The sequence below is a fragment of the Pseudarthrobacter sp. P1 genome, assembly GCF_050156935.1.
In the GTDB taxonomy this organism is placed as follows: Bacteria; Actinomycetota; Actinomycetes; order Actinomycetales; family Micrococcaceae; genus Specibacter.
Map to the genome: position 1 here is coordinate 158,187 of NZ_CP189584.1, position 23,208 is coordinate 181,394.

Here is a 23,208-nt window from a genome sequence, read left to right on the forward strand (position 1 = left end):
CGGTGCGCCGGCCGTTGTACGGAGTGGCCCTGCAGCCGGGAACAGTGCGCAAAAGCACCGCGGACTTGACAGGGTCATAGTGGTGTTGCCCGCAGGTGGCACCACAGACCGCCGCAAGAAAGGTTTTCTGTGTCTCCTACTTCCAAGAGGAACGACTCTGCTACCGGGGCCGATGCCCCGGCAACCACGGCGGGCGAGCCGCTGAGCCCCGCGCAGAAGAGGGCGGCCACCATCGCCGCCAAGAAGGCCGCAGCCGCCGCAGACGGCACCGCTGTTCCCGCCACGCGCGGCCGCAAGCCCAAGGCCGCCGGCGATGCCGCTCCGAAGGCAACCCGCGGACGCAAGGCCGCCAAGGATGATGACGACCACGGCGACGGCGAGGCTGTCGACATTGAGGCCGAGGCCGAGGACGCCGACCACGACGACGCCGAGGCGCCCGCCGCGGGCAGCGCGGCCCCGGCCGCGACAGGCACCGGCTTTGTCTACTCCGATGCGGACGACGACGACGCCCCCGTGCAGCAGGTCATGTCCGCCGGCGCCACCGCCGACCCGGTCAAGGACTACCTGAAGCAGATCGGCAAGGTCGCACTGCTGAACGCCGAGCAGGAAGTCGACCTCGCCCTGCGGATCGAGGCCGGCCTCTTCGCCGAGGAAAAGATCACCCGCGAGGGCGACACCATGGATCCGAAGTTCAAGCGAGAGCTTGAGTTCATCATCCACGACGGCAAGCGCGCCAAGAACCACCTGCTCGAGGCCAACCTGCGCCTGGTGGTGTCGCTGGCCAAGCGCTACACCGGCCGCGGCATGCTGTTCCTGGACCTGATCCAGGAAGGCAACCTGGGTCTGATCCGCGCCGTGGAGAAGTTCGACTACACCAAGGGCTTCAAGTTCTCCACCTACGCCACCTGGTGGATCCGCCAGGCCATCACCCGTGCCATGGCCGACCAGGCCCGCACCATCCGCATCCCGGTGCACATGGTGGAGGTCATCAACAAGCTGGCCCGCGTCCAGCGCCAGATGCTCCAGGACCTGGGCCGCGAGCCCACACCGGAGGAACTGGCCCTCGAGCTGGACATGACCCCCGAAAAGGTGGTCGAGGTCCAGAAGTACGGCCGCGAGCCCATCTCGCTGCACACCCCGCTGGGTGAGGATGGCGACTCCGAGTTCGGCGACCTCATCGAGGACTCCGAGGCAGTCGTTCCCGCCGACGCCGTGAGCTTCACCCTGCTCCAGGAGCAGCTGCACTCGGTGCTGGACACGCTCTCCGAGCGTGAAGCCGGTGTGGTGGCCATGCGCTTTGGCCTGACCGATGGCCAGCCGAAGACTTTAGACGAAATCGGCAAGGTCTACGGCGTCACGCGTGAGCGCATCCGCCAGATCGAATCCAAGACCATGTCCAAGCTGCGCCACCCGTCGCGGTCGCAGGTGCTGCGGGACTACCTGGACTAGTCCCCAGCGGCTCCCCGGGTTCGCAAGCTCATCCGGGGAGCCCTCGCCGCTGTGGGCCCACCCACCTTCGTCTTGCGAGCTGGACCCGTTTCCGGCCGCCTTCCATGCACCTGCGTGGACGGCGGCAGGAAACGGGTCCAGCCGTTTAACGCTGCGACCCGCCGCCGGATGCGCCCGGATGCGCAAAGAGGGACCCCCAGTTTGGGGATCCCTCTTTGTCTGTGGCGTGCTTTGTGGCCGACGAATCAGTCGTCGATCGACACCGGGGCCTTCTCGGTGAGGCGGCTGGTCTCGTCGTGCCATTCGGCGGCCAACGGGCGCAGGGTTGCTTCGACGCTGCGGGCGTGGTGGCCGCAGAAGATGAGCTCTCCGCCGGAGGCTTCCAGCACCACACGCACGTAAGCCTGGGCTCCGCAACGATCGCAGCGGTCCAAGGTGTTCAGCTCGCGGCTGGCGAGGGCTGTGGTCATGATGGCCTCCTAAAGTAGATCTGTGTACCAATACAACCATCGGGCACCGACATTCGTGGTCCCCAAAGGTGGACTTTCGCTTACCGCGTAGAACCCTTGCCGCCGGGGCCTTGCCCTGCTTGTGGCCGTGCCGTCCGGCACGCCTGCACTGTCGGTGCCTTCTGGCACGCTAGCCTAGAGTTGGCCCCCAAAACACGCAGGGCACCGCCATGCCGCCTGGTTCCAGGCGGCAACGGTGCCTGGGCGGCCAAGTTTTCCCGTCCACACCAGTCCAAGGAGCATGCCAGAGAATGGCCCGCCAGAATTCCGATTACACCGCCCGCCATCTCTCCGTGCTGGAGGGGCTGGAGGCGGTGCGCAAGCGGCCCGGCATGTACATCGGGTCCACGGACTCCCGCGGTCTGATGCACTGCCTCTGGGAAATCATCGACAACTCCGTCGATGAGGCCCTGGCCGGCTATGGCCAGAACATCAAGGTGATACTGCACCCGGACAGCTCCGTGGAGATCCACGACGACGGCCGCGGCATCCCCGTGGACGTGGAGCCCAAGACCGGGCTGACCGGCGTCGAGGTGGTGCTGACCAAGCTCCACGCCGGCGGCAAGTTTGGCGGCAGCTCCTACTCGGCCTCGGGTGGTCTGCACGGCGTCGGCGCCTCGGTGGTCAACGCGCTCTCCGCGCGCCTGGACGTCCAGGTGGACCGTGGCGGCAAGACCTACCAGATGTGCTTCCGCCGCGGCGAGCCCGGCCACTTCCAGGACACCGGCCGCACGCTGAGCCCCGACGTGGACTTCGAGCCGTTCGTGGACAAGTCCTCCCTGGACATTGTGGGCACCACCAAGCGCGGCGTGACGGGCACCCGCATCCGCTACTGGGCGGACCGGCAGATCTTCACGCCCGACGCCAAGTTCTCCTATGACGATCTGGCCGCGCGCGCCCGGCAGACCTCCTTCCTGGTGCCGGGCCTGCGGATCACCATCCGCGACGAGCGCCGGCTGGCCGGCACCCCCGGCGAGTCCGCGGTGCACGAAGAGGTGTTCCACCACGACGGCGGCCTGACCGAATTTGTGGACTTCCTGGCCAACGACGCCGCCGTGACGGACATTTGGCGCCTGCACGGCAGCAGCACCTTCAAGGAAACCGTTCCCGTGCTGGACGCGAACGGCCACATGAAGAGCACCGAGGTGGAGCGCGACTGCGAGGTGGACATTGCCCTGCGCTGGGGCATCGGCTACGACACCACCGTGCGCTCCTTCGTGAACATCATCGCCACGCCCAAGGGCGGCCGCCACCAGGAGGGTTTCGAGCAGGCCCTGCTGAAGACCTTCCGCAAGGTCATCGAGGCCAATGCCCGCAAGCTCAAGGCCGGCAACGACAAGATCGACAAGGATGACGTCACCGCCGGCCTGACCGCCGTGCTGACCGTCCGCATGGCCGAGCCGCAGTTTGAGGGCCAGACCAAGGAGATCCTGGGCACGCCGGCGGTGCGCAACATCGTCGCCAAGGTGGTCGAACGCGAGCTCAGCGCCAAGCTGACCTCCACCGCCCGCAATGAGAAGACCCAGTCGGCGCTGCTGCTGGAAAAGGTTGTCGCGGAGATGAAATCGCGCATCTCCGCGCGGGTGCACAAGGAGACCCAGCGGCGCAAGAATGCGCTGGAGACCTCCTCGCTGCCCACCAAGCTGGCCGACTGCCGCACCGACGACACCGTGCGCAGCGAGCTCTTCATTGTCGAGGGCGACAGCGCGCTGGGCACGGCCAAATTGGCCCGTTCCTCCGACTTCCAGGCCCTGCTGCCCATCCGCGGCAAGATCCTCAACGTCCAGAAGGCGTCGGTGGGCGACATGCTCTCCAACGCCGAATGCGCGGCGCTGATCCAGGTGGTGGGTGCCGGGTCCGGGCGCAGCTTTGACCTCGAGGCCGCCCGCTACGGCAAGGTGATCCTGATGACCGACGCCGACGTCGACGGCGCGCACATCCGTACGCTGCTGCTCACCCTGTTCTTCCGCTACATGCGCCCGATGATCGACGCCGGCCGGGTCTATGCCGCCGTGCCGCCGCTGCACCGGGTGGAGGTCATCAACGCCGGCTCCAAGGCCAATGAGATGGTCTACACCTACTCCGAGCAGGAACTCCACACGCTGCTGGCGAAGCTGGAGAAGGGGGGCAAGCGCTACAAGGAGCCCATCCAGCGCTACAAGGGCCTGGGTGAAATGGACGCCGACCAACTGGCCGAGACCACCATGGATCCGCGGCACCGCACGCTGCGCCGTGTGCGGGTGGTCGACGCCGAGGCGGCGGCCAGCGCCGAGCGCACCTTTGAGCTGTTGATGGGCTCCGACGTCGCCCCGCGCAAGGACTTCATCATCGCCGGCAGCGCGTCCCTCGACCGGGACCGCATCGACGCCTAGCTAGGAGAACGCGCCCGGGACGATCAGCAGGGCCGTGGGGGCGGCCAGCAGCAGGGCGGAGGCGCCGAGCACCAACGCCTGGGCGCCGCGCCCGAGCGGTGGCGCGGGCTTGAGCAGCCGTCCCAGCCGGGCCGAGGTGGTTTCCGGCGTGTCGATCTTGGCGCCGCCGGTGCCCACCAGTTCGGCCGCGGGCAGCTGGGCGGAGCCGCTGGCCACCAGCGCTATCGCCGTCACCAGGGTGCCCCGGCTGACCGTCTTGAGCGCGACGTCGTCGGCGAGCATTTCAATCAGCGAACTCACCGATCGCTGGGCCAGCTTGGAGGTGGGCAGCCACGGCAGGGCCGAACGCCAGGCGGCAAAGGCCCACAGCAGCAGGTGGTGGCGCTGGGCCAGATGCGTCTCCTCGTGGATCAGCACGGCCCGCAATTCCTCCGCGGAGAGCAGGTTCATCAGCCCGTCCGAGAGCACCGTGACGGAGCGGGATCCGCCGGGCAGGCAGTACGCGACAGGCGCGTCGTGGTTGATGACCACCGTGTCGGGGCGCTCGGCCGAGGGGGAGCTGAGCAGGTGCAGCATGTCCCGGTGCCGACGGCGCTGGGATTGGATGCGGTAGTAGGTCAGCAGCAGGGTGAAGACGAGGTGGGCCAGCAAAAGGGCCGCCGCGCTCAGGGCGAAGGCGTGCCAAATGCCCAGCGCATCCATGGACTCGCGGCCGAGGGCGATGCCCAGCAGATGGCGCAGCCCGGCAATCAGATTCTCGCCCAGCGGTTCCAGCCCGAAGCAGAGCATGGCGCCGATCATGGAGAGTCCACCGGCGAGGGCGATCGCCTGCCACAGGATCAGGGCGGCAAAAGGCGAGCGGGCAGGCCAAGCGGCGCGCGAAAGCAGCACCGGAACCGGCCACGCCAAGGCAACCGCCAGGGCAGCCAGAAACCAAGAGGTGGCGAACATACGTTCAGGCTACCGTGCCGGTGGCGGCGCGGTAGCCCTTAGCCGTGGCCCAGCAGCTTGCGCAGGGTTTCGGCCTCGCCGTCGCTGACGGTGCCGATGAAACGGGCCAGTACGGCCTCGCGGTCCGGAGCGGAGCCCAGCACCTCAAGCATGAGCTCGGCGGTGTGCTCGGCGCGGCTTGTCACGGCGCGGTAGCGGTGCGGGCGGGTGTCGCGTTCGCGCTCCACCAGCCCCTTCTTCTCCAGCCGGGACAGGACAGTCAGCACGGTGGTGACGGCCAGCGACTTGGTGTCGTTGGCCCGGCTGTTGCTGGCGGCGGGCCGCAGCGAAAGCAGGTCACGGAGCTCATTGGCCGTGATTGCCTCCGGGTGTTCCCACAACAGATCCATGACAGCTCGTTCGAGCTCCCCAAGAGTGGCCATTTAGATCCTTCAAGCGAGTTGTCCTACATGTGTCTTGAGGTTAAATGTACCTGCAATCCGATCAATGTTCTACAGTGGGTAGAAGTAACTCTTCTACGTGACGTAGAAAAGCAATCCGAACCCACCTCCGAGGGGAACTGATGGAAGCATTGGACATTGCACGCTGGCAATTCGGAATCACCACGGTTTACCACTTCCTGATGGTCCCGTTGACCATCGGTCTGGGACTCGTGGTGGCCGTCATGCAGACGTTTTGGCACCGGACGGGAAAGGACGAGTACCTCCGGATGACCAAATTCTGGGGCAAGCTCTTCCTGATCAACTTCATCATGGGCGTGGCCACCGGCATCGTCCAGGAGTTCCAGTTCGGCATGGCCTGGAGCGAGTACAGCCGGTTTGTGGGCGATGTGTTCGGCGCCCCGCTGGCCATGGAGGCCCTGCTCGCCTTCTTCGTGGAGTCCACCTTCCTGGGCCTGTGGATCTTCGGCTGGAAGAAGCTGCCCAAGGCGGTCCACCTGGCCTGCCTGTGGGTCGCCGTCGTCGGCTCGGTCATCTCCGCCTACTTCATCATCGTCGCGAACTCCTGGATGCAGCACCCGGTGGGCGTGAAGCTGGTCAACGGCCACCCGCAGATGGTGGACGCCTGGGCCGTCTTCACCAACAACACCGCCCTCGTGGCCTTCCCGCACACCATCATGGGCGCCCTGGCGGTGGCCGGCGGTTTCCTGCTCGGCATCGCCTGGTACCACCTGTGGCGCCGCCGCCACGACGGCATCGACACCGTTGACGCCAACGGCTACGTGGTGGTGGGGGAGTCCGCCACCATCCTCGGCCGCGACAAGCGGGACCACAAGGTCTGGCTGACCTCCCTGCGCATCGGCGCCGTCGTCGCCATGATCTCCTTTGCCGGCACCGCCATCACCGGGGACCTGCAGGGCAAACTGATGTTCGAACAGCAGCCGATGAAGATGGCCGCCGCGGAGGCCGCCTGCCACGACGGCACCAGCTTCTCGGTGCTCTCCTGGGGCGACGTCGGCAGCCGCAACTGCGACGACGTCGTGGCCCTGATCGAGGTGCCGGGGCTGCTGTCCTTCCTGGCCCACGGCGACTTCAGCACCGAGGTCAAGGGCGTGAACACCCTTGTGCCGGAGTACCAGGCGAAGTACGGCACCAACCTGCCCGACAACCCCATCTACGGCGACCGCGCCGGCAGCGACGTCCAGTACGTGCCCGTCATGGCCGTCACCTACTGGGGCTTCCGCATGATGATCGGCTTCGGCGGGATCGCGGCGCTGGCGGCGTTCGTGGCGTTCTTCGTGGTGCGCAAGGGCACGGTGCCCCAATCGAAGTGGCTGATGCGGCTGGCGCTGTTCGGCATCCTGGCGCCGTTTGGTGCCAACTCGGCCGGCTGGATCTTCACCGAGCTGGGCCGCCAGCCCTTCGTGGTGGCGCCCAACCCGCAGATGAACGGCATCGACCAGGTCTTCATGTTCACCGCGGCCGCCGTGTCGCCCGGGGTGTCCATCGGCGAACTGCTGTTCTCCGTGATAGCCCTGACCGCCGTCTACGCCGTGCTGCTGGTGGTGGAGGTGGGCCTGCTGGTCACTTACATCCGCGGTGGCGTGGCCTCGGCCATGCCGGAGCTGGCGCACCCGCCGGCGGCCGCCGGCGGCAAGGACAAGGGCAAGGACCACGACGGCGGCACCCCGGACGGGGACGACGTCCTGGCGTTCGCGTACTAGGCACTGGATAAGGATTCGATTCAATGGAAACTCTGCCCACAATCTGGTTTGTCCTGATCGCCGTGCTCTGGACCGGGTACCTGTTCCTGGAGGGCTTCGACCTCGGCGTCGGGATGCTGGTCAAGACCTTCGCCCGCACCAATGATGAAAAGCGCCTGCTGCTGAACACGGTGGGCCCGGTCTGGGACGGCAACGAGGTCTGGCTGCTGACCGCCGGCGGGGCCACCTTTGCGGCCTTTCCGTTCTGGTACGCCTCGCTGTTCTCCACGCTCTACGTGCCGCTGGTGCTGGTGCTGCTCGCCCTGATCTTCCGGGCGGTCTCCTTCGAATACCGGGGAAAGGTGGATTCGCCGCGCTGGCGGGCCGGCTGGGACTGGGCCATGTCCTTGGGCTCGTTCCTCTCCGCCTTCGGTGTCGGGGCCATGCTGGCCCTGACCACCACCGGCCTGCCGATCAACGCCAACGGCGACCGCGAGGGCGGACCCTTCTCCTGGTTCAACGGCTACGCCGTCCTGGGCGGGCTGGCCATCGTGGCCTTTGCCCTGGTGCACGCGCTGGCCTTCCTGGCCCTGAAGACCGACGGTGAAGTCCGCCTGCGCGCCCGCAGGGCCGTGCGCCGCTGGTTGCCGGTGGCGCTGCTGCCGCTGGCTGCCTGGGTCATCATCGTGGCCCTGCAGCGCGGCAATGCCGCCAGCTGGGTGCTCATCGTGTTGGCCGTGGCCGGGGCGGTGGCCGCCTGGGTGTTCAACGCCGCGGACCGCGAGGGCCTCAGCTTCGCCTCGCTGGGGGTGTTCCTGCTGGCCGGGAGTGCCTCGCTGTTCACCTCGGCGTTCCCGACGGTGCTGCCCTCCACGCTGGACCCGGCGTGGGACCTCACTGTCAACAACGCCTCGTCCTCGCCCTACACGCTGGGGCTGATGACGGTGGTCGCGTGCATCGGCGTGCCGCTGGTGCTCGCCTACCAGGCCTGGACCTACTGGGTGTTCCGCAAGCGGATCAGCACCAAGCACCTGCCGGCCGCGCACGCCGTCGTCCCCGCGGTTGGGGCGGGTCCGGCAGCGGCCGCTTCGGGCCAGGCCTAGCCATGGCGGAACTCGCCAGCGTGCCCGGCGCCGTCCCGCAGGCTCGGAGCCGGCGGGGCCCCGAGCTCCCGCCGGGGCGTGCGGCCCGTGCCGCCCTGGTGTGGCTGGGGGCGGCCGCCGCGGCCAAGGCGGCGTCGCTGGTGCTGCTCATGGGCGGGCTGGCCTCGGCGCTGGCGTCGCTGGCGGCCGGGCACGGCGTGGACGCCTCCGCGCTGCTCTGGCAGGGGCTGGCCGGCGGTGCCGGGCTGGCCGGCGCCGGCTGGGGGCAGGCGATCCTGGCCCGCCGTGCGGCGCTGGGCACCAAGGAGGAGCTGCGTGCGGCCCTGATGGCCAGGCACCTCGGCCCCGGTGGCGCCGGGGGAACCGGTGCGCCCGGCGCCGGGGCGCAGAGCATGCTCGCCAGCCGGGGCCTGGACGGCCTCGACGCCTACTTCGCCGCCTACCTGCCTGCCCTGGTCACCACGGCCGTGTTGCCGCTGATGCTGGGTGCCCGGATCCTGCTGGCCGATTGGGTGAGCGCGCTGATCATCGTGCTGACCATTCCGCTGGTGCCCGTCTTCATGGTCCTCATCGGCCTGCACACCCAGGAGCGCGTGGCCGCTGCCGCCGCCGGGCTGGACCGGCTCTCCAACCACCTGCTCGAGCTCGCCCGCGGGCTGCCGGTGCTGGTGGGCCTGCGCCGGGCCGGTGCCCAGCGGGCCGCCCTGCGCGACGTCTCGGAGCAGTACCGCAAATCCACCATGGCGACGCTGAAGACAGCCTTCCTCTCCAGCCTGGCCCTGGAACTGATCAGCACCATCTCCGTGGCAGTGGTGGCCGTGTTCATTGGCGTCCGCCTCGTGTACGGGCAGATGCCGCTGGAGGCCGGGCTGCTGGCCCTGATGCTCGCGCCGGAGTGCTTTCGCCCGCTGCGCGAGGTGGGGGCGGCGCACCATGCCAGCGAGGACGGCGTCGAGGCCCTGCGCCGCGTCCGGACGCTGCTGGACGGCGGCGAGGACGAGCCGGGCGGCGCGTTGGGCGGGGCCGCCTCCGGCCACCTCGACCGCACGGACGCCGGCAGCGGTGCAGGCGTGGCGGTCCGCGGCCTGGCGGTCCGCTATGCCGGCCGCACCGACCCGGCCGTGGACGGTGCCACCTTCAGCATTCCCGCCGGGGGAGCCCACGTGCTGGACACCCCCAGCGGCACCGGCAAGACCACCGTGTTGGCCGTGCTCGCCGGCTCTCTGGCGGCCGTCCCGGGTGTGGAGGTCACCGGCAGCGTCAGCGGACCTGCGGCCGGGCGCACCGTCTACGCCGCACAGCACCCGCTGTTCACTGAGGACACCGTCGACGCCGAGCTGCGGCTCCACGGCGGCGGCCCGCGGGAGCTTCCGGTCGGCGAAGGGCAGCTCGCCTCCGTGCTCGCCGCCGCCAACGCCGGGCACCTTGGGGGCCGCACGCTCACCGAGTGCAGCCCGGGGGAGCTGCGCCGGGTGGCCGTGGCCCGTGCCCTGCTCCGCTGCGCCGTCGACCCTTCCGTGGCCCTGGCGCTCTTTGACGAGCCCACGGCCCATCTGGACCCCGCCTCTGCCGACGCCGTCCGCCGGGCCATCGCGGGCCTGCGCGGCACTGCCACGGTGCTGGTGGCCACGCACGACCGTGCCCTGGCGGCCCTGCTCACCGGGACTACGGTTGACCCGGGGACAGCCGGCGCATCCTCCACCGCAAGCTCCACCCCTGCCGGGCCTGCCCGCGCCGGGGAGCCGGAGCCGGCTGCCCCGGCCGACCCCGCCGCCCCGGCGCTGCCGCCATTCCGCTGGCGCTGGCTGGCCCGGCTGCCGCTGCACTCGCCCCGGTTCGCCGCCGGCGTCGTGCTCTCCTCGCTGGCCACGCTCAGCGCCGCGGCGCTCGCGGGCCTGTCCGGCTGGCTGATCGTCCACGCCGCGGAACGCCCGCCCATGCTGTACCTGATGGCCTTCATCGTGGGTGTGCGGTTCTTTGGCATTGCCCGGTCCGTGCTGCGGTACTGCGAGCGGCTGTTCGTCCACGATGCCGCGCTGCGCTGGTCCGCCGGACTGCGGCTGCGGCTCTGGGACGCCCTGGGCTCCAGCGTCGCGCACTGGGGCCGGCTCACGCGCTCCGGCGGCGCCCTGGGCACGCTGGTGGCCGACGTCGACGAGCTGCGCGACGCCGTGCCCCGGGCCATCGTCCCGCTGCCGGCCGCCGTCCTCTCCTACGCCGGCATTCTGCTGGCCGTCGGTGCACTGGTGCCCCAGGCGGTGTGGATCGTTGCCGTGGCCGGTGTGCTGGCCCTGGCCGTGCTGCCCCTGGCCATGCTGGCCGCCGAGCGGCGCAGCAGTGCCGCCGTGGCCGTGCACCGCTCCTGGCTGGCCGAACGCACCAGCACGCTGTTGGCCGCCGCCGGACAGCTGGCCGCCAACTCCGTGGGCCGCCTCCAGGCGCGCCGCTTCGCCGACGCCGACCTGCGCGGCGGTGCCGCGGCCCGGCGCGCAGCCTGGGCCGCCGGGATGGGGCAGGCCGGCGTCTTCGCACTGACCAGTGCCGGCGCCGTGGCCGTGCTGCTGGCCGGTGCCGCCGGCGGGTCCGATGCCAAGGCCGTGGCCGTCGCCGTGCTGCTGATGCTGGCCCTGTCCGAGCCGCTGGGCAGCTACCTCGAGGCCGTCCTGCAACTGCCCGTGCTGGCGCAGATGATGCGGCGCACCATGCCGCTGCTGGATGCCCCCGCCACGGTGGTGCCCGCGGCGGTGGAAGCCGAGGCCGATGCCGCTCCGGCGGCGGTGGATGCGGACGTTCATGCCGCTCCGGCGGCTCTGCCCGCCGCCACAGCACTGGCGGTCCGGGAACTCGCCGCACGCTACCCGGGCGGCACCGCCGACGTTTTTGCCGGCGTTTCGGGCTCCGCCCGGCCGGGCCGCTGGTGGGTGGTCACCGGGTCCTCCGGGTCGGGCAAGTCCACGCTGCTTGCGGTGCTGCTGGGCTTCCTGGCCCCCAGCGCCGGCAGCTACACGCTCCAGACAGGAACCCAAGCGCCGGTGGACCCCTACCTGGGCCGCACGCCGGTCGCGGCCGCCGCGCTGGCCTCCGTCGCCTGGTGCCCGCAGGAGGCCTACCTCTTCGACTCCACCCTCCGGGCCAACCTGGCCCTCGCCCGCCCGGCCGGGGCGGCGCCCTCGGATGGGGAATTGGCCCAGGCCCTGCACACCGTGGGACTGGGGTCCTGGCTGTCCGGGTTGCCCGACGGTCTGGCCACCCGGGTGGGTCCGGGCGGCCACCACCTCTCCGGAGGGCAGCGCCAGCGCGCCAGCGCCGCCCGCGCCCTGCTGGCAGGGTCCGCCGTCGTCCTGTTGGACGAGCCGACCGCCCACTTGGGCGCCGACGAGGCCCGGGCGCTGGTGGCGGACCTCCGGGAGGCCCTGGCGGGCAGCACGGTGGTGCTGGTGACGCACGACGGCGCCTTGGCCCAGCGCGGTGGCGGAGCCACCATCCTGCCGGCCGCCAGCGCCGGGGCGTTCGAGCCGGCCGGGGACGGTGCCGAGCTGCTGGCGGTTTAGTAGGCTGGCGGCATGAGTGAGGAACGTGTGGCCCTGCCCACTGCGGACGGGCTGGAATTCCGCGCCATCACGGCGGCGGACATTGAGCCCTGGCTGGCCCTAATCCAGCGCATCGCCGCGGTCGAGAAACCGCCGTGGCATGAGCAGCGCTCGGATCTGGAGGACGTCTTCGCCTCGGCGAAGAACGATCCGGTGCTGAACACCCTGATGGGGTTCGATGCCGGCGGGACGCCGCGCGCCTGGGGCCGGGTGACCAAGAACCTGGACGGGGCCAAGGCCCTCGTGGCCGGCGGCGTCGATCCGGATTTCCGCCGGCGGGGCCTCGGTACGGCTGTGCTGCGCTGGTCCGTGGCCCAGGCCGGGCGCCGCTTTGCCGACGACGGCGGTGGCGCGCCACTCGTGCGCGCCTTCGCCGAGGAATCCAACACCGGCACCAGTGCGCTGCTGGCGGCCGGGGGCTTCGCCGTGGTGCGCTGGTTCACGGAAATGAACCGCCCCCTGTCCGGCGGGCTGCCGGCGGTGGAGCTGGCCGAGGGGCTGCGGATCGTCCCGTTCGGCCCCGGACTCAGCGAACAGGTCAGGCTGGCCCACAACGAGGCGTTCGCCGACCATTGGGGCTCCGAACCGCGCGACGAGGAGGCCTGGGGATTCGTGGTCAACCACGAGCAGAGCCGCCCCGATTGGAGCACAGCCGTTCTTGACGAGGCCACCGGGGAGATGGTGGCCTACCAGCTGGCCAGCTACGACCCCGCCGTGCTGGCCAACGAGGGCCGCGACGAGGGCTACACGGAGCTGTTGGGTGTCCGCCGGCAATGGCGCGGCCGCGGCCTGGCCCGGGCGCTGCTGGCCGATGCGATGGCACGGTTCAAGGCCTCCGGCATGGACCACGCAAGCCTCGGCGTCGACACCGAAAACCCCTCCGGCGCCCTGGGCATCTACCAACGCATGGGCTACACCGCCACCCACCGCTCCATGGCCTGGGACAAGGCGCTCTAGCTAGCCGTCCACGTCGTGCAGGTGGTGGACGACGTCGTGCAGGAAGTATCCGGCGAGCGTGTGGACGGTGAAGGCGGAGCCGTTGCTGCGCAGCCCGGTGCGCTCCCACTGGTCCTCGCTGACGGTGGCGAAGGCGGAGGCGGCCGCCTCGCCGGCGTCGAGCAATTCATGGGCGACCACGGCGGGGTCCTGGCCGGCGTAGTCGGCGTCGACGGCCGCCTTGTCCTGGTCCCAATTGGCAAAGGTGGGATTGTCCTGGGCCAGCATGAGGTCCAGGCGGCCCTCGAAGACCTCGAACACATCCCGGACGTGGCAGGCGTACTCCAAGGCCGACCAGGTGTGCTCGTTGGGGCGGACGGCTGCCTCGTGCCGGCGCAGGACGGCCTGCCACCGGGGCAGCAGCTCCGGAATGGTGCTCGCCACGGTGGCAGGGGTGGCCTCGGCGGCGGCAAAACCGCATTCCGGGCACGTCTCGTCCAGGACCCAGGTCCAGTCTTTGTCATCGGGAATGATCGCCATGGGGCCAGTGTAGGCATACGCCGCCGGCCGGCGTGCCGCTGTTACAGCAGCACGCCCTGGCCGTTGTCCAGGCCAAAGGCCTCGGGCTCGACGGCGGAGGGTGCCAACGCCGGTTTGGCCCTGGGTGCCTCTGGTCCACCTGGTGCCTCCGGTCCACCCGGGCCGGCGGGCGCCGGGGATCCGCCGGTGTCGACGCTGGGGCCGAGGATGTCGATGCTCTGCGCCAGGGCGATGCCGGACCCGTCGCGGCGGCCGTGCTCGGTGGGCAGGGCGCGGACGACGCCGTTGGCCGCGGAGGCCTTCGCCGGACCGTGGCCGGCCCAGGCGAGCAGCAGGACGTCCTCGCCCTTGAGGAAGCGGTGCGCGCGCACACCGGCCGTTGCGCGTCCCTTGGCGGGGTATTCGTCGAACGCCGTGACCTTGGCGCTGCCGGTGTTGGTGCCGGGCAGGGCATCGGTGGCGCCGGCGATGGTGACCACCACGGCGTCCGGGTCGGCCACCGGCACCACGTTGAAGCTGATGGCCCGGTCGCCGGCGGCCAGCTTGATGCCCGCCATGCCGCCGGCCAGCCGGCCCTGCGGGCGCACCGCCCCGGCCGCCAGGCGCAGCAGCTGGGCGCCGGCGGTGATGAACACGAGTTCGTCGTCGTCCGACGCCGGGGCGGCGCCGAGAACGCGGTCCTTGCCCTTGAGCGTGATGTACTCCCAGTCGTCCCGGTTGAGCGGGTAGTCCGGCTGGACACGCTTGACGATGCCCTCGGCGGTGCCCACGGCCAGGACGGCGTTGAGCGAGGCGAAGGCCACCACGGTCTCGCCCTTGGCCAGGGTGATGAACTCCTTGGCGGGCACGCCACCGGCCAGATTGGGCAGGGCCGCGGTGGGCGGCAGCAGGGGCATGTCCACCACCTGCAGGCGCAGCATGCGCCCGGCGGAGGTCAGTGCGCCAATCTCGGCCCGGGCGCTGGTCCTGACCACGGAGAGGAAGATGTCGTGCTTGGTGCGCCCGCCGGTCTCCACCAGCGGCTCCGCCGTCGAGGTCCGCGCGATCTGGCCCGAGGCGGTCAGGACCACCCAACAGGGGTCGTCGGCGATTTCCAGGGCCAGCGGGGCCACCTTGCCCTTGGCCCCGGCGGGGCCGGCCGCGAGGGCCTTCGCCACCGAGGCATGAACCGCCTCGGATTCGAGCAGGATGGTCCGGCGCCCGGTGGCGTACTTCTCGGAGATGGCGCCGAGTTCGCTGGAGACCAGGGAGCGCAGCGCGGCCTCGGAGCCCAGGATGGCCTCCAGCTCCGCGATCTCGCGGTGCAGCTCGGACTGCTCCTTCTCCAGTTCGATCCGCGAGAAGCGGGTGAGCTGGCGCAGGCGCAGTTCCAGGATGTGGTTGGCCTGGATCTCGGAGAGGTCGTAGATGGACATCAGCCGTTCGCGGGCGGCGGCCGTCTCGTCCGAGGACCGGATGACCGCGATGACCTCGTCGATGTCCACGATGGCCACCAGCAGGCCCTCCACCAGGTGCAGGCGGTCCTTCTTCTTGCCCAGCCTAAAGACGGTGCGGCGGCGCACCACGTCCAGGCGGTGGCCCACATAGACGCGCAGCAGCTCCAGCAGCCCCAGGGTCTGCGGCTGGCCGTCCACCAGTGTGACGTTGTTGATGCCGAAGGAATCCTCCATGGGGGAGTACCTGTACAGCTGCTCGATGACGGCGTTGGGGTTGAAGCCGTTCTTGATCTCGATGACCAGGCGCAGGCCGTGGTTGCGGTCGGTCAGGTCCACGATGTCGGAAATGCCGGCCAGCTTCTTGGAGGTGACGGCGTCCTTGATCTTTTCGATCACCTTTTCCGGGCCCACCATGTACGGCAGCTCGGTGACCACCAGCCCGGTGCGGCGGGCGGTGAGCTGCTCCACCTCCACCTTGGCGCGGGTCTTGAAGGAGCCGCGGCCGGTGCGGTAGGCGTCGCGGATGCCGGCCAGTCCCACGATCCGCCCGCCGGTGGGCAGGTCGGGGCCGGGGATGAAGCCCATGATGTCCTCGAGCGTGGCATCGGGGTGGTCGATCAGGTGCCGGGCGGCGGCAATGACCTCGCCCAGGTTGTGCGGGGCCATATTGGTGGCCATGCCGACGGCGATGCCGGTGGCGCCGTTGACCAGCAGGTTGGGGAAGGCGGCGGGCAGGACCTCGGGCTGGGTGAGCTGGTTGTCGTAGTTGGGGACAAAGTCCACCACGTCCTCGTCCAGGTTGTCCGTCAGCGCCAGCGCGGAGGCGGCCAGCCGGGCCTCGGTGTAGCGGGGAGCGGCGGGGCCGTCGTCGAGCGAGCCGAAGTTTCCATGTCCGTCGATCAGCGGCAGGCGCAGCGAGAACTGCTGGGCCATGCGCACCATGGCGTCGTAGATGGCGGTGTCGCCGTGCGGGTGCAGCTTGCCCATGACCTCGCCCACCACGCGGGCGCTCTTGACGTGGCCCCGGTCCGGGCGCAGGCCCATCTCGCTCATCATGTACAGGATGCGCCGCTGGACCGGCTTGAGGCCGTCGCGGGCGTCCGGGAGGGCGCGCGAGTAGATCACCGAATAGGCGTATTCGAGGAAGGACCCTTCCATCTCCTGGGTCACATCAATGTCGATGATGTTTTCCGTGAAATCCGCCTCTGCCGGGGGTTGCCGCTTGGCCATGGTGGGGAAAGGGTCCTTACTGCTGGATCGTGACGTGTGGAGATTCCACAGCCGGGCGCGCAGGCCGCGGCCTTGCTCCGGAACGAGTGTGGGTACAGTGATTCTATGGTGAACCACCGACAGCCCGGGGCATATCCCCAACATTGGGAGGCCGATGTCGTCCTGCGGGACGGGGGCACGGCCCACCTGCGGCCCATCGCGCCCGATGACGCCGAGGGGCTCCAATCCTTCCACATGGCGCAGTCGGCGGACTCCACCTACCTGCGCTTCTTCACCTACAAGGCCAAGCTGAGCGCCAAGGAAGTGCGCCGTTTCACAGAGTTGGACTACCGCGACCGGGTGGCATTGGTCATCACCCACGGTGGGGAGATCATCGGCGTCGGCCGCTACGACCGGCTGGACAACCCCGCCGAGGCGGAGGTGGCCTTCAACATTTCCGACGCGCACCAGGGCCGCGGGCTGGGTTCGATCCTGCTGGAGCACCTGGCCGCCGCCGCGCGGGAAAACGGGATCAGCCGTTTCATCGCGGAGATCCTGCCGGAGAACCGCAAGATGCTCCAGGTGTTCTCCGAGGCCGGCTATGAGGTGCACAGGCATTTCGACGACGGCGTCGTGTCGGTGGCGTTCGACATCGACCCCACCGAGAAGTCCCGGGCCGTGATGGCCTCCCGCGAGCACCGCGCCGAGGCCCGTTCGGTGGCCGGGCTGCTGGCGCCGCGGACCGTGGCAGTGATCGGTGCCAGCCGGCGCTGGGGCAGCGTGGGGCAGCAGCTGCTGGACCACGTGGTGGAGGGCGGTTTTGCCGGCGGCATCTTTGCCGTGAACCCGGATGCGCTGGAGGTCAACGGGATGCTGCCGTACGCCAGCATCTCCGCGGTGCCCGGCCCGGTGGACCTGGCGGTCATCGCCGTGCCCTATGGCGAGGTCGCGCGCGTGGTGGCGGAGTGCGGCGCCGCCGGGGTGCGCGGGGTGCTGGTGGCCACGGCCGGCTTTGCCGACGACGGCGAGGCCGGGCTGGCACGCCAGCGCGCCCTGGTCCGGCAGGCCCGGGAGAACGGCATGCGGCTGATCGGCCCCGCGTCGCTGGGCCTGCTGAACACCCGCCCGGAGGTCTCCCTCAATGCCTCCATGGCGCCAACGCTGCCCCTGCGCGGCGGGCTGGGCATGTTCAGCCAGTCCTCGGCCATCGGCGTCTCGCTCTATGCCGCGGCCAGCCGGCGCCGGGTGGGGCTCTCCACCATGCTCTCGGCCGGCAACCGCGCCGATGTCTCGGGCAACGACCTCATGCAGTTCTGGGAGGACGACGACGCCACCGCGGCCTGCGCCCTGTATCTGGAATCCTTCGGCAACCCCCGCAAGTTCTCCCGCATCTCCCGGCGGCTGGCCCGCAGCAAGCCGGTGATCGTGGCCAAGTCGGACATGATGGGCCTGCGCCTGCCGCCGGGCCATGCCGTGCGCACCACGGCGGCGCCGGCCGGGGCGCTGGATGCCATGCTGCGCCAGTCCGGGGTGATCCGCGTGCCCACGGTGGAGGCACTGGTGGACGTGGCCCAGATCGTCACCGCCGCACCGCTGCCCGCCGGTCCCGGCGTGAGCGTCTTCAGCAACTCGCTGGCGCTTGGCAAGGTGCTGGCGGACGCGGGGGAGTCCCAGGGACTGCGGATCGAAGAGATCGTGGCGGACCTGGCCCTGGACACCGGCCAGTCGGTGGCCCTGCCGGCGCTGCGCAAGGCCGTGCTGGCCTCGCTGGCCAAGGACGGCGTCCACTCCGCCGTCGTGACCCTGCTTCCCGCCCCCGGGCTGACGGTGGACGCGATCGCCGCAGTGCTGCACGAGTGCTCCCGGACCGCGGGGAAGCCGGTGCTGGCGGTCTTCACCGGCATCCTGGACCCCTCCATCTATGTGGAGGGGCTGCTGGCCGGCGGGCTGCCCTGCTACTCCAACCCGGGGGCGGCGGTGGCCGCGCTCGCCGCCGTCGTCCGCTATGGCCGGTGGCTGGCCCAGCCGCCGGCCAGCTTTGACCGGCCGGCCGGCGTCGACAGTGCCGCGGCCTCGGCCCTGCTGGAGGCGGCGCTCGTGTCCGTAGCCGGGGACGCGCTGGTGCCACTGGACGCGGGCGCCACGGCAACGCTGCTGGGCCACTACGGCCTGACGGTGCTGGAATCGCTGGCCTTCGTGGGCACCGACGACGCCGTGGCCGCCGCCGGACGGCTGGGCTGGCCGGTGGCGCTGAAGACCACGGATCCGGCCCTGCGGCACCGGCTGGACCTGGGCGGGGTGCGGCTGAACATCGAAAACGCCGACTCCCTGCGCCGCAACATCGACCAGATGCGCAATGTGCTCCGGCCCTACGGGGCGGTGGGCCTGGAGGTGCAGAGCATGGCCGAAGTGGGCCAGTCCTGCACCGTGCGCGCCATCGAGGACCCGCTGCTGGGCCCGGTGGTCTCCTTCGGCCTGGCCGGGGACGCCGTCAACCTGCTCGACGACTGGGCGCACCGCGTGCCCCCGCTCTCCGCCGCGGACACGGCCGAACTGGTCCGCTCGCCGCGCGCGGCCCGGAAACTCTTTGGCTACCAGGGCCTGCCCGCCGTCAACGTGGCGGCGCTGGAGGACCTGGTGGCGCGGGTGGCGCTGATGAAGGACGAGCACCCGGAGATAGCGCTGATGGAGTTCAACCCCGTGTTGGCAGGCCCCAACAAGGTGACGGTGCTGGCCGCGGACATTCGGATCGCCAACCCGGCCCGGCGCACCGACAGCGCCCGCCGGGCCATGGTCTCCTAGGATCTCCTAGCCGGAACCATCCAGTGGGCCGGCGCCCGAGCGCTTTTTCACCGCGATGCCGGCAAGCTGGGTGTTGAACACCAACACCGGGGTGCGCAGCGTGTAGGGATGCAGCTCCACGGAGCCGAAGCCCGCGCCGCGGATCAGCGTGGCCAGGTCGCGCTCGCAGGAGCAGCCCTCAAAGCACCATGCCCAGGGCCGCCGGAGGGCGTGCTGCAGGCGCCGGGTGAGGGTGCCCTCGCGGGCCGCGACATGCTCGACAAAGGCGAACCGGCCGCCCGGGCGGAGCACGCGCAGGACCTCGGCCAGCACCTGTGCCGGGTCCGTGACGGTGCACAGCACCAGCGAGGAGAGCACGGCGTCGGCGCAGGCGTCCGGCAGGTCGATCCGCTCGGCCGCCACCGGGTGCAGGTCCAGTTCGATGCCATGCTGCGCGGCCCGTGCACGGAGCCTGCCGTGCATGGCCGGATTGGGTTCGATCGCGGCCAGATGCGTCCCGGGGGCCAGATACCTGAAGTTGGCACCCGTGCCCGGGCCCAGCTCGACGACGTCGGCGGGCAGGTTGGCGAACACCCGCCGCTTCCGGGTGCCCAGCAGCGCATCCATGGCGGCATCCAGCAGAGCCAGGCCCGCGGCATTGGCGCGCCCGCGGAGGAGGTGGGTGGGAGGCAATGCGTCCATGGACCGGACTGTACGCCCCCGCCGACGGCCGGGAAAGTGCACGGCCGGGCGGCTCCAGCTGCCGCGCCGGGGAGGCAGCGGGCACCGGCGGTTCGCGCCGCGTGGGCGCATCTGTGAAAATGGAGGCATGAACACCTTCGGCACCACCACCCCGGCGAACACGAACGGGCGCGGTCTGGACGCGGCCCTGCAGCGTGCGGGCTTCTACCCCCTGCTGGTCTCGGACGTGGTCGACGATGCCCTGGACGGCCGCGAGCCGCTCTCGCATCTGGTGCACCTGGAAACGCACTTTGACCGCACCGAAGTGCACCGCCACATCACCGTCCTGGTGCTGACCGAGGACATGCTGGTGATCACCCACGTGGACGACCAGCAGCTGGACGACGCCGGAGAGCAGATGGTGGCCCAAGTCTCCACCGAGTCCGTGCCGGTGGCCCAGATCCGTTCCGTGGTGCTCAGCTACCTGTACTCGCAGCCGCAGAACTACAAGCCCTCGGACCCGGTCCGCGAGCTCACCCTGTCCATCGCCTGGTCCGGCGGCCAGCGCCTGGACCTGGGCCCGACGGGGTGCGGGGATCCGCAGTGCGACGCCGACCACGGCTACAGCGGCACCATTGCCCAGGAGGACATCGCCCTGCGCATCAGCGCCGAGGCCGATGGCCTGCAGGCCGTGCAGGATGCCAAAACCTTCGCCCGCGCCCTCCGCGCGGCCAACACCAGCACTCCGGCCAGCGCCGTCGCGCACGAGGACCTCCGCCCCCGGCGGCCCGCCTTCGGCACCCGGCTGGGCCGTGGGGCCTCGCGGCGCTAGGACGTGTCCATCCTCACCCAGCCCGCGCTGCCCGCTGCCCCCGGCTATGGGCACTCCTCCATCGCCGACGTCCTGACCAGCAGTGCCGCGGCGCTCGGCGCCCCGGGATTCACCAACACGCTGAACCTGCCGTCCGCCCCGCGCGTCTGCGTGGTGCTGGTGGATGGCCTCGGCAAGGCCCTGCTCAAGCAGCGCGCCGCCCACGCCCCGTTCCTGCGCTCCGTGCTGGCCGGCGGCGGGGGCCGGCACCCGGCCACCATCAGTGCGGCGTTCCCGTCCACCACTGCCACCTCGCTGTCCTCGCTGGGCACCGGCGTCGCGCCCGGCCTGCACGGCATGGTGGGCTACGACGTGTTGGACCCGGACCAGGACAAGGTGGTGAACCTGCTGGGCAACTGGGATCCCGGGGTGGACCCGCTGCGCTGGCAGCCGTACCCCACGGTGTTTGAGCGGCTGGACGGGCACGTGCCCAGCACCACCATCAGCCTGCCCAAGTTCGCCTCCTCGCCCATGACCCGGGCCGCCCTGCGCGGCAGCACCTTCATCGGCGCCGGCACCGCGCATGCGCGCACCCAGGCCGCGGCCGAGGCGATGGCCGCGCACCAGAACATGCTCATGTACTTCTACTGGGCCGAGCTGGACAAGGCCGGGCATGCACACGGCAGCGATTCGGCCCAGTGGGAGCACCAGCTGGAGGAGCTCGACGCCGCCATGAAACGGCTCTCCACCCAGTTGCCGGCCAACACGCTGCTGCTGCTGACGGCCGACCACGGCATGGTGGATGTGGCAGCGGCGGACCGGATCGACTACTCGGCCTTCCCCGCGCTGCTCGCCGGCGTTCGGCACACGGCGGGGGAGCCGCGGATGGTGCACCTGTACCTGGAACCGGATGGCACCGAGGCCACCCGCGACGCCCTGGTGGCCGCCTGGCTGGAGCGCTTCGGCAAGAAGGCCTGGGTGCTGACCCGGGCCGAGGCCATTGCAGCGGGATTCTTTGGCGAGGTCCGCACCGAGGTGGCTCCACGGATCGGCGATGTCCTCATCGCCGCCCGCGAGTCCATCGCGTTCTACGATTCCCGGCGCGTCCGCCCCGCGGCCCTGGAGGTGGTGGGCCAGCACGGTTCCGTCACCCGGGCCGAGCGCGAGGTGCCGCTGCTGCAGATCCCGGTGGCCGGCGCCAAGAAGGCGGCCACGAAGCGCCGCTGACCGCACTTAACAAACTAGGGCGCAGCAACTGCTCAAAACCGGCTGGTTCTGAGCAGTTGCTGCGCCCTAGTTGTCTGCCTAGTCGCCCTTGGTGCCGAAGACGATCTCGTCCCAGCTGGGGACGGAGGAGCGCTTGGGCTTCGCGGCGGGCTTGCGCTCGAGCTTGTCGGCGGCGGCCGAGGACACGGGTCCCGGACCCGGGACGACGTCGGTGGGTGCCGTGATGACCGCCGTGGCTGCCGGCTCCTCGGCGGTTGCGGCCGCCGCCACGCCAAACGACGCCGGGGCCGCGGAAATGCGGATTTCCCGCGTTTCGGTGCTCACCTCGTGCAGTGCGATGGAGGATTCCTCCTCCGGCAGCTGGGGCGCCAGGCTCAGCAGCGGGAAGTTCCGGGCGGGGCGGGGCGGCGGCAGGGTCGAGGCGGCTTCCACCGCATCCTCGGCCTCCGGTGCACCGCTGTCGCCGGCCGGCTCGCCGTCGGCCTCAACCGCCACGGGCTCGCCGCCGGCCACGGCAGGGCCGGCCGCTGCGGTCTCGTCCGTGGCGAGCCAGGGACGGGCCGGCGGCGGCGGTGTGCTCTGGGCCAATAGCAGGGCCAGGGCATCATCCTCGTCCACGTCGACACCCAGGCGCTGGCCGCGCCGGGCCCGGAGCATGTCGAGCAGGCCGTTGGCCCGCTCGCTCTCGCGGGCGGCGGCAGCCTCGGTGCCGGCCTCGCCGTCGTCGGATTCAATGTCAAAGGGACGGTCGGCCACGGCGGCCAGCCGCCGGGAGGGAACCGGGCCGTCCAGTGGCTCCAGCTCGCTGAGCTGCTGGGCCCAGCGGTTGGTGTTGGCGATGGTGCGGCGGCTGGCGTTGAAGATCCACTGCGCCGGGGCGGGCTCGCCAATGCTGGCGGCGGCAGCACTGTGGCCGGGGTTGAAATCTGCCGCGACGGTCCAGGTGCCGTCGTGGCGGCGCCACGCGTCCCAGCTGACGCTCACCGGGTCGATGCCGAAGGCGGCCAGGCGGTGGGCCACCATCTCTTCCAGGTTGGCGGGGTTGTCGCCGAAGGCCGAGCGGTACCCGTCATGGCCGGGCAGGGCGGCCTGGACCTGGACGCGGCGTGCCTGGGTGGCGATGTAGTCACGTTCGGCCAGCACCGGACCCTCGTAGCGCTGCACCTGGGCCAGCGGCAGCCCGGACGATTCGGCCACGGACTCGGCGGAGGCCCCGGCCCGGATCTGCATCTGGATTTCGCGCGGGGACAGCCGCACACCGGCCGGCGTGGGCGGCAGCGAGGCAGTGCGCGCCGGCGTCTTGGAGGAGGCTACCTTGAGGGCTTCGTCGATGCGAAGCCGAAAGATGTCACCGCCGGTTCCACTGAGCAGCAGATGTTCGCCATCATCGTGGACACCCACCAACCGTAGATCCTGCATCAAGCCCTCCAGAGTCTTTACACGTTTCACTTCGAAACTTTGCCATTGTCG

At 70.5% G+C, this 23,208-nt stretch carries 16 protein-coding genes; 9 read left to right on the plus strand and 7 right to left on the minus strand.

Annotation, left to right across the window (positions count from 1 at the left end):
* Positions 1-129: 129 nt before the first annotated feature.
* Positions 130-1,449: an RNA polymerase sigma factor gene (locus ACQCSX_RS00670; RefSeq protein WP_427017215.1), complete on the plus strand. Its 1,320-nt coding sequence runs from the start codon at positions 130-132 to the stop codon at positions 1,447-1,449.
* 245 nt (positions 1,450-1,694) lie between these two features.
* Here the strand turns inward: ACQCSX_RS00670 and ACQCSX_RS00675 are convergent, their stop codons facing one another.
* Positions 1,695-1,919 carry a DUF7455 domain-containing protein gene (locus ACQCSX_RS00675; protein WP_427017216.1) on the minus strand — a complete coding sequence of 75 codons (225 nt, stop codon included), beginning with the start codon at positions 1,917-1,919 and terminating at the stop codon, positions 1,695-1,697.
* Positions 1,920-2,209: 290 nt separating this feature from the next.
* Here ACQCSX_RS00675 and ACQCSX_RS00680 point away from each other — a divergent pair, with 290 nt between their 5' ends.
* Complete coding sequence (locus tag ACQCSX_RS00680) at positions 2,210-4,330, plus strand: DNA gyrase/topoisomerase IV subunit B (RefSeq protein ID WP_427017217.1); 2,121 nt, start codon at positions 2,210-2,212, stop codon at positions 4,328-4,330.
* On the opposite strand, the gene ACQCSX_RS00685 is transcribed toward ACQCSX_RS00680, so the two are convergent.
* On the minus strand, positions 4,331-5,281 hold the full coding sequence (locus tag ACQCSX_RS00685) for a M56 family metallopeptidase (protein WP_427017218.1): 951 nt from the start codon (positions 5,279-5,281) through the stop codon (positions 4,331-4,333). It abuts the gene before it with no gap.
* A 38-nt stretch (positions 5,282-5,319) separates the two neighbouring features.
* The gene (locus ACQCSX_RS00690) at positions 5,320-5,703 is read right to left on the minus strand and encodes a BlaI/MecI/CopY family transcriptional regulator (RefSeq protein WP_427017219.1); all 384 of its coding nucleotides are present in this window, start codon (positions 5,701-5,703) and stop codon (positions 5,320-5,322) included.
* Positions 5,704-5,843: 140 nt separating this feature from the next.
* Here ACQCSX_RS00690 and ACQCSX_RS00695 point away from each other — a divergent pair, with 140 nt between their 5' ends.
* Genes ACQCSX_RS00695 through ACQCSX_RS00710 form a run of 4 tightly spaced genes read left to right on the plus strand, consistent with a single transcriptional unit; the run spans position 5,844 to position 13,074 of the window.
* Entirely contained in the window at positions 5,844-7,445 is a 1,602-nt protein-coding gene (locus tag ACQCSX_RS00695; RefSeq protein WP_427017220.1) for a cytochrome ubiquinol oxidase subunit I, read from the plus strand.
* 23 nt (positions 7,446-7,468) lie between these two features.
* The gene (cydB, locus tag ACQCSX_RS00700) at positions 7,469-8,527 is read left to right on the plus strand and encodes a cytochrome d ubiquinol oxidase subunit II (RefSeq protein WP_427017221.1); all 1,059 of its coding nucleotides are present in this window, start codon (positions 7,469-7,471) and stop codon (positions 8,525-8,527) included.
* Between the two features lie 2 nt (positions 8,528-8,529).
* On the plus strand, positions 8,530-12,078 hold the full coding sequence (gene cydC / locus ACQCSX_RS00705; RefSeq protein WP_427017222.1) for a thiol reductant ABC exporter subunit CydC: 3,549 nt from the start codon (positions 8,530-8,532) through the stop codon (positions 12,076-12,078).
* A gap of 12 nt (positions 12,079-12,090) precedes the next feature.
* Complete coding sequence (locus ACQCSX_RS00710) at positions 12,091-13,074, plus strand: GNAT family N-acetyltransferase (RefSeq protein WP_427017223.1); 984 nt, start codon at positions 12,091-12,093, stop codon at positions 13,072-13,074.
* Here ACQCSX_RS00710 and ACQCSX_RS00715 read toward each other — a convergent pair whose 3' ends face one another.
* Complete coding sequence (locus ACQCSX_RS00715; RefSeq protein WP_427017224.1) at positions 13,075-13,593, minus strand: DinB family protein; 519 nt, start codon at positions 13,591-13,593, stop codon at positions 13,075-13,077.
* A 41-nt stretch (positions 13,594-13,634) separates the two neighbouring features.
* Positions 13,635-16,259 (minus strand): DNA gyrase/topoisomerase IV subunit A, encoded by a 2,625-nt coding sequence (locus ACQCSX_RS00720; RefSeq protein ID WP_427017225.1) that lies wholly within the window; start codon positions 16,257-16,259, stop codon positions 13,635-13,637.
* A gap of 105 nt (positions 16,260-16,364) precedes the next feature.
* Here ACQCSX_RS00720 and ACQCSX_RS00725 point away from each other — a divergent pair, with 105 nt between their 5' ends.
* The gene (locus tag ACQCSX_RS00725) at positions 16,365-19,040 is read left to right on the plus strand and encodes a GNAT family N-acetyltransferase (RefSeq protein ID WP_427017226.1); all 2,676 of its coding nucleotides are present in this window, start codon (positions 16,365-16,367) and stop codon (positions 19,038-19,040) included.
* A gap of 6 nt (positions 19,041-19,046) precedes the next feature.
* Here ACQCSX_RS00725 and ACQCSX_RS00730 read toward each other — a convergent pair whose 3' ends face one another.
* Entirely contained in the window at positions 19,047-19,721 is a 675-nt protein-coding gene (locus ACQCSX_RS00730; RefSeq protein ID WP_427017227.1) for a class I SAM-dependent methyltransferase, read from the minus strand.
* Positions 19,722-19,848: 127 nt separating this feature from the next.
* Here ACQCSX_RS00730 and ACQCSX_RS00735 point away from each other — a divergent pair, with 127 nt between their 5' ends.
* Positions 19,849-20,532: a DUF5998 family protein gene (locus ACQCSX_RS00735; RefSeq protein ID WP_427017228.1), complete on the plus strand. Its 684-nt coding sequence runs from the start codon at positions 19,849-19,851 to the stop codon at positions 20,530-20,532.
* A 3-nt stretch (positions 20,533-20,535) separates the two neighbouring features.
* Positions 20,536-21,738, plus strand: coding sequence for an alkaline phosphatase family protein (locus ACQCSX_RS00740; RefSeq protein ID WP_427017229.1), 1,203 nt, complete (start codon positions 20,536-20,538; stop codon positions 21,736-21,738).
* A gap of 78 nt (positions 21,739-21,816) precedes the next feature.
* Here the strand turns inward: ACQCSX_RS00740 and sepH are convergent, their stop codons facing one another.
* Entirely contained in the window at positions 21,817-23,157 is a 1,341-nt protein-coding gene (gene sepH, locus ACQCSX_RS00745; protein WP_427017230.1) for a septation protein SepH, read from the minus strand.
* Positions 23,158-23,208: the final 51 nt, after the last annotated feature.

Coding starts and splice junctions, on each gene's coding strand:
- ACQCSX_RS00675 (WP_427017216.1), bottom strand. CDS start 1,919: ATGACCACAGCCCTCGCCAGCCGCGAGCTGAACACCTTGGACCGCTGC.
- ACQCSX_RS00715 (WP_427017224.1), bottom strand. CDS start 13,593: ATGGCGATCATTCCCGATGACAAAGACTGGACCTGGGTCCTGGACGAG.
- ACQCSX_RS00685 (WP_427017218.1), bottom strand. CDS start 5,281: ATGTTCGCCACCTCTTGGTTTCTGGCTGCCCTGGCGGTTGCCTTGGCG.
- ACQCSX_RS00730 (WP_427017227.1), bottom strand. CDS start 19,721: ATGGACGCATTGCCTCCCACCCACCTCCTCCGCGGGCGCGCCAATGCC.
- ACQCSX_RS00710 (WP_427017223.1), top strand. CDS start 12,091: ATGAGTGAGGAACGTGTGGCCCTGCCCACTGCGGACGGGCTGGAATTC.
- ACQCSX_RS00720 (WP_427017225.1), bottom strand. CDS start 16,259: ATGGCCAAGCGGCAACCCCCGGCAGAGGCGGATTTCACGGAAAACATC.
- sepH (WP_427017230.1), bottom strand. CDS start 23,157: ATGCAGGATCTACGGTTGGTGGGTGTCCACGATGATGGCGAACATCTG.
- ACQCSX_RS00680 (WP_427017217.1), top strand. CDS start 2,210: ATGGCCCGCCAGAATTCCGATTACACCGCCCGCCATCTCTCCGTGCTG.
- ACQCSX_RS00695 (WP_427017220.1), top strand. CDS start 5,844: ATGGAAGCATTGGACATTGCACGCTGGCAATTCGGAATCACCACGGTT.
- ACQCSX_RS00735 (WP_427017228.1), top strand. CDS start 19,849: ATGAACACCTTCGGCACCACCACCCCGGCGAACACGAACGGGCGCGGT.
- ACQCSX_RS00725 (WP_427017226.1), top strand. CDS start 16,365: ATGGTGAACCACCGACAGCCCGGGGCATATCCCCAACATTGGGAGGCC.
- cydC (WP_427017222.1), top strand. CDS start 8,530: ATGGCGGAACTCGCCAGCGTGCCCGGCGCCGTCCCGCAGGCTCGGAGC.
- cydB (WP_427017221.1), top strand. CDS start 7,469: ATGGAAACTCTGCCCACAATCTGGTTTGTCCTGATCGCCGTGCTCTGG.
- ACQCSX_RS00690 (WP_427017219.1), bottom strand. CDS start 5,703: ATGGCCACTCTTGGGGAGCTCGAACGAGCTGTCATGGATCTGTTGTGG.